Genomic DNA, 13859 nt, shown 5'->3' with positions numbered 1-13859 from the left:
CGGCCATGATCTCCGGGCTGCGCGACCACCCGGCCACCCTGTCCAAATATGGCATGACGCTGCTGTCGCTGGGCTGGGCGGCCGAATACGCCGCCGCCGGGATCGGTGTGAATTGCCTTTGGCCGCAGACGTATATCGCCACCGCTGCGGTGGCGAACATGGCCGACGGAGACAAGCTGGCCGGGTCGTCGCGCAGCCCGGAGATCATGGCCGACGCCGCCGTCGAGATCATCTCCCGTCCCAGCCGGGAAGCCACCGGGAACTGCTACATCGACGCCGATGTGCTGCACTCCGCCGGGGTCACGGACCTGTCCCGCTACGGCGGCGGCGACCAACCGATTCCGGACCTGTTTCTCGACTGAATAGCTATGCGCGGCAGATGATCTCGCCGTGCGGGATGGCGATCCAGCCATCCGGGGCGCGGGCCCATTCTCGCCACGCGGCGGAGATCTCCTCAAGCTGCGCGGTGGTCGCCAGGTCAAGCCTCACGACGTCACGGGCCACGGTCGAGTGCAGAATGCGGTCGGCCCACATTCCGCCCCACCAGTCGCGCGTCTCGGGCGTGGCATAACACCACAGGCTGCCGGTGGCCGTGATGTCGCCGAATCCCGCCTGCTGCGCCCACGACAGCAGTCGCCGGCCCGCATCCGGTTCGCCGCGGTTGGCGCGCGCGACGTTCTGGTAGAGGTCACGCCACAGGTCGAGGGCGGGCAGCTCGGGGTACCAGATGAACCCGGAGTAGTCGGCGTCGCGGGCGGCCACGACGCCGCCCGGCGCGCACACCCGCCGCATCTCCCGCAGGGCCGCAACCGGATCGTCGACATGTTGTAGCACCTGATGCGTGTGGACGACATCAAAGGTGTCGTCGGGAAAGTCGAGGTTGTGCACGTCGGCGGTGACGAACGAGACGTTGGACAGATTCCGTCGCTCGACTTCGCCGCGGGCAACACTGAGCACATCGGCAACCTGGTCGATCGCGGTGACCGGTCCGGGTGCGACCCGCGCAGCAAGGTCGGCGGTGATGGTGCCGGGCCCGCAACCGACGTCGAGCACGGAAAGCCCCGATTCTAGGTGCGGTAACAAGTACGCGGCGGAGTCCTCGGCGGTGCGTCGCTGGTGAGAGCGCAACACCGACTCGTGATGGCCGTGCGTATACGTCGCTCGGTTTTGGTTGTTCAAGGCGGCCCCTCGGTTTGCCGCGTCTAGTGTGGCAGCTTACGCGCGGTCACCACTGTGTGGAATTTCTATCTCATGCTATGGGACGTCTAGTCGACGGGTACGTCGAGGATCGGCTGGTCGGCACCGGCTCCCGGGCCGTCGAAATGCCACCACTCGCCCGAGTACACCTTCAACCCGCCGTAGTTCAGGGCGTTCCGTAGCGCGGCCCGGTTCGCGACCGCGTCGGCACCGATGCCGTTGGTATTGAAAGCGGTTGCCCGTGGCGTGAAGTCGTCGAAGTCGGTACCCATGTCGGCTAGGCAAAGTCCGCTCGCGTACAGCCCCGATGAGCATGGCTGCTGCGTCGTCGTGAAGGTCACGTCAACCGAACGCCCCGACTCGTGGCTGTGCGCGTACGGGCTCGGCCGAGCCACCCAAGCGGGGTTGGGGACCAGAGCGAACATCTTGACCTGAACGTCATGCGGCCGATAGCAATCCCAGAACACCAGCAGATGCCCCTGCGGGCGCAGCGCTCCGGCCGCGGCGGCCAGGCCGGGCGCCATTGATTGGTGCACAAGGCATCTGGCGTCGGACGGGTACAGCTGCGTGTGGGTAAAATTGTTTGCCGTCGCGTAGCGCAGATCTAGTATCGCGTCGGGGATGACAGTGCGGATGTCCACGAAGCCCGCCGCGCGCGCGGCTTCGCTGACTGGCGGCACGTCGGGGCCGGCGTGCGCGGTGAGCGTCCCTCCCACCGACACGAGCGCCACCGCAATGCTCAAGAGCAGCACCCAAGCCAGACGCATGCGGTCAATTATCCTGGTTTGTCCATCTGAATCGGGTCAGGTGTCAGGTGTTGTCGCGGCCGGCGTCCAGAGTCCAAAAAACACCAGTGGGCTGGTACGAAACGACCGCACCAGCCCACCGTGACGTATGTCAACTTCTCAGACGGCGCTGACCCCTACCGCTTGGGGACCTTTGGCTCCTTGCTCAACCTCGAATTGAACACGCTGATTCTCATCGAGCGAGCGATAGCCATTTCCCTGGATCTCGGAGTAGTGGACGAAGAGATCCTTCGTGCCCTCGTCAGGGGTGATGAAGCCGAAGCCCTTTTCACCGTTGAACCATTTCACAGTTCCCTGTGCCATTTACTTACTTCTCTCATCAAAAGCGGATGTACCAAACACACCCATGCGGGCTCAGGGTAGCACGAGCGCGACTACAATTCGAAAACTATTGCATCGCTTACTGATTCGCCTAGCAGCGGGTCTGGGCGCAATAATGCCCGTGACCGGCGGAATCGGCGCGCCCGCACGCTGACCGAGCCGCCTTCTCGGACGCAGAAGGCACGCCACGGCGGCAACTGACCCGAGTGCTACAGGCGCAGCGCCGGCTGCGTGTAGAGTGGACAGGAACCGCGTTTCGAGCGGTCATCGCGAATCGCGAACGAATCACGAATGAGGACGCGTGCGATTCGATCGTCGTCCGACGCCAGGCAGCAATGCGTATCGGCCGAACTCTTCATTCGGAAGGACACCCCATGGACCAGTCGAACCTGTTTTCCCACCCAGAGGCACCGAAATATGTCGCTTCGGGCGAAGCCTCTGCGAAACCGGTCGAGTACCCGACATTTTCCGATCGGCCCGACACCGGCGGATCTACAGATCAACGTCGCTGATCGGCGTTGAGATGCTTGGATGTCAGCCTGCTTTAGCGTACCTGCGGACCAATTCGCCTTCCCCGAAGGTACTGGTTCGCTGCTGACCGCTGTCGTCTCGACTAAAAAATGTCCACTGCCCCGGACCACTCTGCGGACCACTAATCATCTTGACGGTCAGGCGCAATTCGGTGGGACGCCGCGTGCCGATGATGTCACCGACGCGGATCTGCGATGGGTGTATTTCGACCGCGTCGCACCAGTTCTCTATTGCCATGTAGACCCGTCCTCGTCGTTGCCACCACCCTACGCGTCATTCCGCTCCACGGCGCAGATGGCATGCATCGTCTCGTCACCTCTTGCACCGCAGGCGATTTCTTGCCGTTGAAAACGAATAGGGTTCAACGGGCGAATTCGCCGGACGCGGTCAGGCAACCAGTGCCGGCTTGCGCGCGCTACCGGTGGCCACCCGATCGCCCAAGTGGGCCGGTGGTGGCGTAGCGTCGAAAGGGAGCCGTTCGTTGTCAGCGGTGGTCGACTGCGCAATCGCTGCGGATGACACCGACGGGCAATGTGATTCCTCCGTCGGTGCCGCGTCCGTGGACCCGACGACGCCGAGCGCGAAGGAACCGCCCATGGGTTATACAACCCCGGTCATTACCCGACGCCAATCCACCCCCATCCGGCTCTCGGTGGCTCGCGAACTCGGCCGCGATATCGACGGCGCGTGGTGGCCGCGTGCAGATCGCATCACGAATGAATTGCCCGAACTTGTCGCGGTCCTATCTCCGTTACTAGGAGAAGTCACATCCATCAACGTCAATTGGTCGTCGCTGCAACGGCCACCCGATCTCAATTGGCCGGGATGGGAAGGCAAACGCCAGCATGTAATGACCATCTTCGGTGTACAGGCCCGCGTGAACCTTTTGGTCGTCTCGTATGCGACCCACAGCGGGTTGGCGCTGATGGTGCTCCGCTGCGCCGCAAATCTACCCATCGAGAGTGCGGACCGCACCAAACCCGCATTTGTAGCCGCGGACTCAATCCTGCGGGCTGCGCAACAACAACGTGAACGTGCCGCCGGCAACTAGCCAGCCCACGAGCATGGCGGTCATCGCGGCAAACCACGCGGACTGCGCGGAGGGTGGCGCAATGCCGATGATCGACCTGACACCCGTGCGCGGCACTTAGACGAGCAAGCCTTGGGGCGGCCGACCGAGCAGCTGGCCGTGACGTGCACGCGGCGGTGTGCGCCGCGGGCGAATCGAACCGCAGGGCGCGCGGACGTTTCACACGTGGACGTTGATCCCCGAAATCCTCTTGGGCATTGAGTCGGCGGCGGCGACATCGTCTACTACCGACCGGTGAAAGGCCCTGCGGCACAGGGTTAGCGCTCGTCAGCAAGCCTCGGTGAACTCGATATGCAACTCCTTGAGTCCGCGCAGCAAGAACGTGGACTCGTAGCTGTACTCGCGGTTGGGCGGCGACCCATGCTTGGCTTTGCTGATCCGGATGTTGCGCGTCCGGTCCAGGAGACGGTTGATGGTCACTTGGCCTTCGACGCGCGCCAGCGGTGCGCCCGCGCAGGTGTGGATCCCGCGGCCGAAAGCGATGTGCTCGCGGACGTTCTTCCGGTCGACGTGAAATTCGTTGGGATTGTCGAATTTTCGAGGATCACGGTTGGCTGCTCCCAGGCAAAGCATGATGACCGTGCCAGCCGGGATGTGCACCCCGCCCAGAGTGGTGGTCTTGCGCGCCAGCCGGAAGTCGACCTTGGTGGGGCTCTGCATGCGCAGCGCCTCTTCGATGAACGAGCCGATCAGGGTTCGGTCGGCGCGCAGCCGCGCCTGAAGCTCGGGTTGGTCACCGAGAACTTGCACCGCGGCGCTGAGTAGCTTGGTCACGGTCTCCTGGCCCGCCGCGAACAGGAACGTGGCCGGTCGCACGACCTCCAGCAGCGGTGGGGTTGAGCCGTCGGGGTACGTGGCGGTCGCCAGGCCGGTCAGTACGTCTTCGCGGGGGCATTCCCGCCGGTCGGCGATGTAGGCACTGAACAGGTCGTCAAGGTACTGCAACGGGTTGCTGCCCACCGGTTCGTGATCCAGTGCGCCCACCCTGGCGCCCGGTGCGTTACCGGCCCCGAGGTTGTGACGAATCTCGGCACGGTCCTCCTCGGGGACCCCCAGCAGATCGGCGATCGCCAGAGTCGCGAACGGCTTTGCGTACTCGCCGAGGAACTCGCACTGACCGTTCGCGATGAATTCGTCGAACTGGCGATCGGCCAATTGCCAGATGTAGTCCTTGTTTTCCTGCAGCCGACGCGGCGTGAGCAGCCGCCCGAGCAGGGAGCGCGCCTTTTCGTGTTCCGGCGGGTCCATGACGACCATGTGCTCGAAGATCGGAAACTCGTGGCGGTGCGCCTCGATCTGTTCGCTTATGTCGTCGCCTTCCGGCGTGAACGGCAATGGCGGAAATGGGCCGCCGATCGCGTTGACCGCGGAGAACGAACCGACGTCTTTGAAGGCGGCCTGGACTTCCTGGTAACCGGTGACCGCCACAACCCCGTGATGCGGCTCGCGGAACACCGGGCCCCGGCTGCGCAGGTAATCCCAATAGGCATAGGGATCTTGCGCGGTGTCGGCGTCGGTGAAGTAATCGACGTCGGCGAGTTCAGTCATGAGTTCGATTTCCTTTTCCTGGCCCTACGAAGCGGCACGCCGGCGCGCTGATGGCTTGGCGCGGGCAGGCGGCCGCGGCCCCTCCATCCCGGCCGAAGCGAGCTCACGGTCATAAACTGATCGACCGACCAAATTGATAGGATGCGGTATGCCTACCACGGATCGCGCGCGCCGGTCAAGCAAAACGGGCGCGCCCAACCCCGCATCGAAGCGCCCCACCAAGAGCGGCGCCGACGTGGGGGCGCGCACCAAGCTCATCGAGGCCACTGCGCGCATCATGCGCGAGGAGGGCTATGCCGCGGCCACCTCGCGGCGAGTGGCCGCCGAGGCCGGCGTCAAGCAGGCCCTCGTTTATTACTACTTCCTGACGATGGACGACCTGTTCGTGGAGGTGCTGCGCGCCGGTGCCGAGACCGCGCTGGCACGCATGCGCGCCCTGCTGACCGACGACGACCCGCTGCAAGCGCTGTGGTTGATGAACAGCGATTCGGCGGTGACGGCGCTGAATGCCGAGTTCATGGCATTAGCCAACCACCGCAAGGCAATTGGCGCCGAACTCAAGGCTTACGCCGAGCGGGTTCGCGACATCGAGACAGCTGCGGTAACGATGGTCCTGCGCGCCAACCACATCGATCTCGAGGAATACCCGCCGGTGGCCATCTCGATGCTGATCGCACAGGTTGCGCGCAGCCTGTGCAACGAGAGCGCCGTCGGCGTCACCCAGGGGCACGACGAGCTGCGCGCGTTCGTCGAACGCCAGATGAGCCTGCTGAAGGCACCCGCGGCCACGCCGGCGCCGAGCAGGTAGGACCGGCCTGCCCTCCCCGCGATACGCCCCGCATCGCTTCGGCGGCGCACCAATCGACCGCGCTTCCCCGCCGACGGCTGTTGACACCGCGATCAAATGCTGCCACCCTTCCTGATCGACCGACAAATAACTGGGGTCGATACGTCGACATGCGCGCCGGACCGTCATCAATCCGGCTTCAAGGGCAGTGAGGTGCAGTCATGGGTGGAAGAGTTGAGGGAAAGGTTGCGCTGATCACCGGCGCCGCCAGGGGTCAGGGCCGCAGCCACGCCGTGCGCCTGGCACAGGAGGGTGCCGACATCATCGCGGTCGACATCTGCACACCGATCAGCAGCAGCAGCGAGATCCCGCCATCGACGCCGGATGACCTGGCCAAGACGGCCGATCTAGTCAAGGGCCTCAACCGGCGCATCGTGACCGCCGAAGTCGACGTGCGTGACTACGACGCCCTGAAGGCGGTGGTGGACGGCGGAGTCGAACAGCTCGGCCGCCTCGACATCATCTGCGCGAACGCCGGAATCGGTAATGGCGGACAGACTCTCGACAAAACCCGTGAGAACGACTGGCGAGACATGATCGACGTCAACCTGTCGGGCGTTTGGAAGACTGTGAAAACTGGTGTGCCGCACTTGATTTCCCAGGGCCAGGGCGGCTCGATCATCTTGACCAGCTCGGTCGGCGGCCTCAAGGCCTACCCGCACACCGGTCACTACATCGCCGCCAAACACGGGGTTGTCGGCTTGATGCGTGCCTTCGCCGTGGAACTCGGCCAGCACTTCATCCGCGTGAACTCCGTTCACCCGACCAACGTGAACACGCCGATGTTCATGAACGAGGGAACCATGAAGTTGTTCCGGCCGGATCTGGAGAATCCCGGCCCGGACGACCTCAAGGTCGCCGCGCAGTTCATGCATGTGCTGCCGGTCGGCTGGGTCGAGCCGGTTGACATCAGCAACGCGGTGTTGTTCCTGGCTTCCGACGAATCGCGTTATATCACAGGTCTTCCGGTCACCGTTGACGCCGGGAGCATGCTCAAGTAGCTCTGGCCGCTCCCGGCGACAGTCCGCTTCCGATAGGAAGCGCCCCTTCGCAAGGTCCATTACGATCGGCCAATGCGCGCGTCCGAACGCGAGCTGGCCACACAATGCGAGGGCAGGTCGATGACGAGCGAAGACCCCATGGCCGCGGCCGACACGCCGGAGGCTGGGCCCGAACGAGCAAGGCCGTCAAGAGAAGAAGAACGTAAACCCGGACGCCGCAGCATCATCCAAGCGTTCACCGCACTCTGTGTCCGGTATGTCGAACGCCTGATGCCCGACCCGTACCTGTTCGCGGTCATCCTCACCGTCATCGTGGCCGCGCTGGTTGCGCTCTTGGTGCACGGCGCCTCGGCGACCGGCATGCTCAAGGCGTGGTACGGGGGCGTGTGGGGATCGCAGAACATCTTCACTTTCGCCTTCCAGATGGTCTTGATCCTCGTGACCGGCTACACGCTCGCCGAGGCGCCGGTTTTGAAGCGGGCCATCGTCTACATCGCGAGCAAGCCGAGCAATCAGGCGCAAGGCGCCCTGCTGTGTTTTGCTGTGAGTGCCGCACTCTCCCTGCTGAACTGGGGACTCGGGTTGGTTGCAGGCGCGCTGGTTGCCCGCCAGGTCGCGAAGCGCTGCACGGACACACATTTCGGCTATCTCATCGCGGCGGCTTTCATGGGCTTCATCGTCTGGACGCAGGGGCTGTCGTCGTCGATCGCGCTGGCGAACACCGACGACGGCAGTCCAATCAACGTGATCCACAAGATGACTGGCGCCACGGTGGCGCTGAAGCTGACGATCTTTCAGCCGTACAGCTGGCTGTCGGTGATCGTCGTGCTGACACTGCTCGCGCTTGCGATCTGGCGCATGCAGCCGACGCAAAGCCTTGCTCCCGATTCCGCTGTGTTCGAGGACGAGGACCAACCCGAGGTTAAGGCCCAGGGCAAGCGATCGTTTGCCGAATGGTTGGAAAACCAGTGGATTTTCAATGTCGTCGTCTTCGTCGCCGGCACTGCCTACTTCTGGCTCAGTGGTTTTGCGCTGAACATCTCCTCGATGATCATGCTGTTCACCATCACGAGTGCGCTGCTGCACCGCACGCCGATTCGGTTCATCCGGGCATTCACCGGAGCCGCAAAGGTGTCTGGTCCGCTGCTGCTGCAATACCCGCTGTACGGCGGGCTGGTTGCGCTGCTCGGCTATCCGCCCTCCCACGCCGACGGCAAAGCCGTGCCCTTGCAGACGCTGCTGGCCCACGGGCTCGTGAGCGGCGCGACGCAGTACACGCTGCCGTTCCTCACCTTCATCGGCTCGTTGATCATCAGCCTGTTCGTGCCGTCCGGCGGGGGGCACTGGGCGGTGCAGGGCCCGATCGCGGTCGACTCGGCGCGGGCGCTCGGTCAGACCTCACCGGCCTACCTCGGGTTGATGTCCATGGCCGTCGCCGTCGGCGAAGGGGTTGCGAACATGATCCAACCGTTCTGGCTGTTGCCCCTGCTTGCGATAGCGAAACTCAATGTCCGTCAGGTGATGGGCTTCACGATCGTGGCGTTCTTGATCGGGTTGGTGGTGCTGGGCGCCACCACTCTGATTGCGCCCTACGTGGTTTGACGCCGCACTACTTGCAGCGCGTGGAACTCGACGGATTCTCGGTGGCCAGGGGCGGGATCGAACCGCCGACCTTCCGCTTTTCAGGCGGACGCTCGTACCGACTGAGCTACCTGGCCGGAGGGCAGCGAGTGCCTCGCCGCGCTTGGCGACCCTGACGGGACTCGAACCCGCGACCTCCGCCGTGACAGGGCGGCGCGCTAACCAACTGCGCCACAGGGCCTTGCTGCTGCTCCGCGTCACCGCGTCGCGTACCCCCAACGGGATTCGAACCCGTGCTACCGCCGTGAAAGGGCGGCGTCCTAGGCCACTAGACGATGGGGGCCAGAACCGAATCACTCCGGGGTACTCGCAACGTGGTTTCGTTGGGAGCCACGTCAGCTTAGGTCACGGTGTGCCCAATCCTCAAACGCGCCTCGTTTCCGGTCCAAGTATCCTGAATCTCCGCGGCCCCTATAGCTCAGTTGGTAGAGCTACGGACTTTTAATCCGCAGGTCCTAGGTTCGAGTCCTAGTGGGGGCACCACGCAAACGTCCAAGTCAGGGCGTTGTCTGAGGTCAGCGGCGTTGCACGGGCGAATGCGGCAGGCCGCCTACGTCCACACCACGTCCACATGGCGGACGCGATCAACTGCGACCCGCAAGTTGTCCAACTTCTGCACCCGGCTGTGGCAGCATTTCAAGAGTGGATCCAGTCTCGATTGTTGTTGCAGCGGTCGCCCTCGGCGCGCAAGAAGGCGTCCGCGAGACGGTGGCGAGCGCCGTCAAAGATGCCTACGCAGGTCTGAAACGCCTCATCTCGGACCGTTATAAGGGCGTAGATCCGAGCGGGGTGGAAAAGAAGCCCAGCTCCGACGCTAAGCGGAACTCCCTCGAAGAGGACCTCAAAGACGCGGGCGCCGAATCGGACGCAGATCTGTTGGCTGCGGCAAAGGCCCTGATCGAAGCCGTCCGCGCGGACAATCCGAAAGCTGGTGAACCAATCGGAGTGAATCTGGAGCAGGTCGAGGCTGAGGCAATCCGTATCCACAATGTTTGGGCCAGCGGCGGCGGGGTGAATGTTCGCGGCGCGAAGGTCTCGGGGCCTATCGATATCAGCAATGTGACCTCAGGCCAGAAGGGGCCGTCCTCCACCCCTTAACGGGCGCGGCAGCACAGGGCGGTTCCGCTGTCGCGCCAGGGGTGCAATTCACCAACAGCATGATCGGCGGCGATGTCAACGTCACCTTCGGTGATCCGTCGGTCTACGAAGCCATGGGGCCAAGTGAGTACCTCGCGCGGGCTTTAGCGGCTTCAGACTCCCGGATCGAGCGCAGGCGAGCCGGCGCGGGGCTCGATGAGGCGCAGATTGATCGAATCCGATACCTATTGCCTCCCGTACCTGTCGAGTTGACGACCTTAACCACCGGCCGATTGATCGTACTGACGGGTCCGTTAGGTGCCGGAAAATCCGACATCGCAGAAGCTTGGGTCCGGGCTGCGATCACTACGGCCCAAACCAACTCAGAAGCGCCGGTACCCGTGTGGGTATCAATCGACGAGTTGGAGTCATCACTCGAACTCGATGTACGCAGAGAGGTCGGCCTACACGCACTCGAAAATCTTGGCGCCGATATCGTCGTAGACGGGTTAGACCAACGCGCAGACCGTGCCGAAACAGTTATAAGGCAGGCAGTTTCACTGATCGACCGTTGGCCTCGCTCACGGGTGGTGTTGACATCTCGGGCGACACAAGCCGTGAGCGCGAGCACGCGCGTTGAAGTTCAGCCGTTGTCTAAAGCTCAAGGTCAACAACTAGCCAGTCTGGTGGCCGGAGTCGCCCGCATCGGCAATATCAGCCCGCAAATTGAAGAAGCCTTAAAAAGGCCCCTGTTCGCACTTCTAGTTGGGCAACAGTCCACGTTGGAGCAACTCACCACGATGACAGAAGTCATCGAAGGGGTAGTCCGAAAGATTGTCGCCTCGGAGAACCAGGATTTGTATCAACATTTGCGCCGACTGGCGGTTGAGACGGTAACTACCGGGCGGGCGGTTGACCCTGAACTATTTGCTGATTTTGATATAGCCGCGCAAATTCGACGTTCGCCTTTTGTAACTACAACAGCACATGGTGTCTCGTTCTCGTTAGCAACAATCGAACAATGGTTCGCTTCGAGAGCTTTACTGGAAGATGCCGTCGACATAGGCGATACCTTGCGTGATTTGGTGTCGTTTGATCGGTGGAAATACGTCTTGTCAATGGTTCTCGCATCCGGCGAGCCCAGTCGCGTGGACTCAATCATGGCCACCATTGCTCGGTGGAACCCCGGCGCGATCTCGTGGATCATCAATGAGACCGAAACTGCAGGCTTGTCTCGAAATCGGGAAGACATTCCTGCGGAACACTGGCAGGAGATCGGCACTCGTCTTCGTTTAGCACTTGCGTCGTTACTAGATGGCCTGGGTCCATTGTCAGCGGCATTTACACCGTTTCGGATCACCACTCTCAACGACTTGGAGGATTTTTCGCTCGCGTTGAATATCCGCGGTGGACGTGTAGACACGACTTGGCTGATTTCCAGTGAGATTCCCGATGAAACGCTTCCAGCTGTCATAAACACTATCCCCAGGCAGACACCGTTCAATAGGCGTTTCATGTGCATGGAATGGGCTGCCGTACCAACAGGACGAAACTGGGTCTGGCCGGCTGCGCGCAGAATTCTTGCGAAGGACCTGGCTGAATGCTTCACCACCATTGCGATTGGCATCGCTGCCAAACACGATGGAATCGTCCGGAGCGAGTTAAAGGACCAAATTAGGAGAAGCAACCTTCCATACCCAACCACTATTGACGAAGTAGCAGATGGTTTGTATGGCAGCGTCTATCCCCTACCTGATATCGCACCAGGACGGTCCGGCTGGCCCGGGTTCTCCATCGAGGCAATGTCGAAGAGATTTAATGCAATAATCCGCGCGGCGATCAGCTGCTATGAGGAACTGTGCGCCACAGTCGCACCCAAGTTCGGCGACACTCTGGCGCACAGCGGCTTGATGCCATTTGAATACTACGGGAATATTAATTTCAGTGCTTCATCCGACGGCGAACCGTTGTCACTTGGATCAATAGGACCCCCTGAAGCTGGGCTGAGGTGGCTTTTGCGTCCGACCGGCGTCCCGCTTCCAAATGGCAAACGAAATGGGAAAAATTCTGTCAATGTTACCGTGAATGATGAATCGCGCGATAAAGAAATCATGGACAACTACAGCGTCTTTAGCGATGCACACTTCCTCTACTTTGCGAACACGCCTGGGCTTGAACCTTTTGCCGACTCGTTTTCGGTCTCGACGGGGCGCTTCAACCTCGCGGACAAGAAACCTGCGACACATCTCGCACTCGGCTGGCTTTGGCAGGACCTTGTGAAATTGAAATGGGCTAAGGGCCTCATGCCACCTGACAAGACGGAGTAGCGGGCCGAGGTCAAGTAGCTGTGCGCTGCATCGTCACCACATTGTCCGTTGCAGGCGTGACGGTGCCACGCCCAACCTTCGGTACCGCCAGCACGTCCTCGCGGATGTAGTCGGCGTAGGTGGTTAGCGTCAGTACGAAACTAGAGTGTCCGAGCCACTTTGACACCTGCATGTAGTGCTCGCCCGCGCTCAGGTTCATGGTCGCGAACGTGTGGCGCAGGTCGTGAAACCGTACGGCTCCAAGGCCAAGGGCCTTAGTCGCAGGCTGCAGGTAGTTGTCATACAGGTTGTCAGCCACGACAGGATGCGCCCAATCGAAGCTGGAACGACTAAGCCGACCCGGAAACAGCGGCGCGTGCAGATGCCTGCCGGCAAAAGGGTGAACCGTAGTCAGGTAGTCGCGTAGCTCATCAGCCAGCCACGGCGCTAGCGGCACTGTGCGATTGGTGCTGGCGTCGCTCTTGGGGGTGCCGTAGGTCCACCGACCGGTTTCGCGCTTGGCGGTCCGAGCAACTCGGATCGCGCCAACCGTGCCGGATATGTCCGAGAGCGTGAGGTCCTGGACCTGTAGGCCCTGCAGTTCCGCTGCCCGCACGCCGGTATGTGCTGCGAAGAGAACCGCGAGGGCGTAGACCTGATTGCCCTTGGTGTTGGCGATCCAGTCCGCTACGGACGCTACTTGGTTGGCAGTAAGTGGGTGGTGGCTAAAGGGTGTCTCCCCCGTGGCTCGCCGCTTAGTCGTCCGACGTCGGCCGGACACCACGGGATTGCTCTGTATGGCTTGATCGTCCTGCGCGGTGTCGAGGATGCGCTTTAACGTTCCGACAATCTGCTTCACTGTGGCGGGACTGCGAGTGACCACGCGGGTGCTGGGGTGGGGTTTAGGCTGCGGCTTGCCGCGCGTGACAAAGCTGCGGCGGTGGTGCGGGGCCAACAGCTGAGCGCGGAAGGCTGTCACATCGGCCGTGGTCATGGAAGCAACTGGCTTGCTACCGAACACGGAAGCTATATGGGTGCGGTAGATGTTCTCGTAGCCCGCAATCGTGCTGTCATCGATGGTGCCTGCCAGCGATTCGAGGTACTGCTTGGCGTATTTCCCTAGCGGACGATTGGCTTTGGCCTTCTGGCTGGATGGGTCAACGCCTGCAGCGCTTTCCAGCTGATCCTCCACCTTGCGCAGATGCGCCTTAGCTTTCCGCTCGGTCGGGAAAGTTTCCGACGTCTGCTTGAAGGTGCCCGTAGGTGCTCCGAACTCATCGCGTACCGGCTCGCGCCACCGGACTTGATAGCTAATAACGGGATTACCGAATTTGTCCAGCTTGCCGGTAGTGCGCTTGCGAATAGTCGCGGCCATTACCGCGTCTCCTCTTCTGGAGACGAGGCTTCCTCGTCCTCTGGCGGTGGGCCGTAACCTTTGCAGGTCACTTCCGGCGGCTCTGGTGGCACTAACCCGGTCTCCACATGTGCCTTTCG

Annotated in this window: 12 protein-coding genes, 4 tRNA genes and 1 pseudogene; 8 read left to right on the top strand and 9 right to left on the bottom strand. The window is 62.1% G+C overall.

From position 1 onward, the window contains the following. Nucleotides 1–362, top strand: a pseudogene (locus A5753_RS00640) (short chain dehydrogenase); the annotation flags it as partial. 4 nt (nucleotides 363–366) lie between these two features. Here the strand turns inward: A5753_RS00640 and A5753_RS00635 are convergent. From A5753_RS00635 to A5753_RS23495, 4 genes are all read right to left on the bottom strand, one after another. Continuing rightward, on the bottom strand, nucleotides 367–1179 hold the full coding sequence (locus tag A5753_RS00635) for a methyltransferase domain-containing protein (protein ID WP_067121964.1): 813 nt from the start codon (nucleotides 1177–1179) through the stop codon (nucleotides 367–369). 86 nt (nucleotides 1180–1265) lie between these two features. Next, on the bottom strand, nucleotides 1266–1964 hold the full coding sequence (locus A5753_RS00630; protein ID WP_067121961.1) for a M15 family metallopeptidase: 699 nt from the start codon (nucleotides 1962–1964) through the stop codon (nucleotides 1266–1268). 138 nt (nucleotides 1965–2102) lie between these two features. After that, nucleotides 2103–2306 (bottom strand): cold-shock protein, encoded by a 204-nt coding sequence (locus A5753_RS00625; protein ID WP_067121958.1) that lies wholly within the window; start codon nucleotides 2304–2306, stop codon nucleotides 2103–2105. A gap of 552 nt (nucleotides 2307–2858) precedes the next feature. Continuing rightward, nucleotides 2859–3092 (bottom strand): hypothetical protein, encoded by a 234-nt coding sequence (locus A5753_RS23495; RefSeq protein WP_082971104.1) that lies wholly within the window; start codon nucleotides 3090–3092, stop codon nucleotides 2859–2861. A 358-nt stretch (nucleotides 3093–3450) separates the two neighbouring features. On the opposite strand from A5753_RS23495, the gene A5753_RS00620 reads away from it, so the two are divergent. Then, entirely contained in the window at nucleotides 3451–3906 is a 456-nt protein-coding gene (locus A5753_RS00620) for a DUF5994 family protein (RefSeq protein ID WP_067121999.1), read from the top strand. Nucleotides 3907–4212: 306 nt separating this feature from the next. On the opposite strand, the gene A5753_RS00615 is transcribed toward A5753_RS00620, so the two are convergent. Continuing rightward, nucleotides 4213–5493 (bottom strand): cytochrome P450, encoded by a 1281-nt coding sequence (locus A5753_RS00615; RefSeq protein WP_067121956.1) that lies wholly within the window; start codon nucleotides 5491–5493, stop codon nucleotides 4213–4215. Between the two features lie 148 nt (nucleotides 5494–5641). Here A5753_RS00615 and A5753_RS00610 point away from each other — a divergent pair, with 148 nt between their 5' ends. From A5753_RS00610 to A5753_RS00600, 3 genes are all read left to right on the top strand, one after another. After that, nucleotides 5642–6301, top strand: a complete 660-nt coding sequence (locus tag A5753_RS00610) for a TetR/AcrR family transcriptional regulator (protein WP_067121953.1) — start codon at nucleotides 5642–5644, stop codon at nucleotides 6299–6301. Between the two features lie 200 nt (nucleotides 6302–6501). Next, a complete protein-coding gene (locus tag A5753_RS00605) occupies nucleotides 6502–7341 on the top strand; it encodes a mycofactocin-coupled SDR family oxidoreductase (protein WP_067121950.1) in 840 nt (279 codons plus the stop codon). A 138-nt stretch (nucleotides 7342–7479) separates the two neighbouring features. After that, the gene (locus A5753_RS00600; RefSeq protein WP_067121996.1) at nucleotides 7480–8943 is read left to right on the top strand and encodes a TIGR00366 family protein; all 1464 of its coding nucleotides are present in this window, start codon (nucleotides 7480–7482) and stop codon (nucleotides 8941–8943) included. 42 nt (nucleotides 8944–8985) lie between these two features. Here A5753_RS00600 and A5753_RS00595 read toward each other — a convergent pair. From A5753_RS00595 to A5753_RS00585, 3 genes are all read right to left on the bottom strand, one after another. Further along, nucleotides 8986–9059: transfer RNA gene (locus A5753_RS00595), tRNA-Phe, on the bottom strand. A gap of 27 nt (nucleotides 9060–9086) precedes the next feature. After that, a tRNA-Asp gene (locus tag A5753_RS00590) sits at nucleotides 9087–9163 on the bottom strand. Between the two features lie 29 nt (nucleotides 9164–9192). Next, nucleotides 9193–9265, bottom strand: a tRNA-Glu gene (locus A5753_RS00585). Nucleotides 9266–9389: 124 nt separating this feature from the next. Here A5753_RS00585 and A5753_RS00580 point away from each other — a divergent pair. From A5753_RS00580 to A5753_RS24155, 3 genes are all read left to right on the top strand, one after another. Beyond that, nucleotides 9390–9465 (top strand) — tRNA-Lys (locus A5753_RS00580). A gap of 159 nt (nucleotides 9466–9624) precedes the next feature. Continuing rightward, nucleotides 9625–10080 (top strand): hypothetical protein, encoded by a 456-nt coding sequence (locus A5753_RS24160; protein ID WP_156655837.1) that lies wholly within the window; start codon nucleotides 9625–9627, stop codon nucleotides 10078–10080. 41 nt (nucleotides 10081–10121) lie between these two features. Beyond that, a complete protein-coding gene (locus A5753_RS24155; protein ID WP_156655836.1) occupies nucleotides 10122–12386 on the top strand; it encodes an NACHT domain-containing NTPase in 2265 nt (754 codons plus the stop codon). 10 nt (nucleotides 12387–12396) lie between these two features. On the opposite strand, the gene A5753_RS00565 is transcribed toward A5753_RS24155, so the two are convergent. Further along, a complete protein-coding gene (locus tag A5753_RS00565) occupies nucleotides 12397–13740 on the bottom strand; it encodes a site-specific integrase (RefSeq protein WP_067121939.1) in 1344 nt (447 codons plus the stop codon). Nucleotides 13741–13859 lie beyond the last annotated feature (119 nt).

The sequence above is a fragment of the Mycobacterium sp. 852002-51971_SCH5477799-a genome, from assembly GCF_001667145.1.
In the GTDB taxonomy this organism is placed as follows: Bacteria; Actinomycetota; Actinomycetes; order Mycobacteriales; family Mycobacteriaceae; genus Mycobacterium.
Note: the sequence above shows the minus strand (reverse complement) of the source record. Positions and strands in the feature narration are given on the sequence as shown.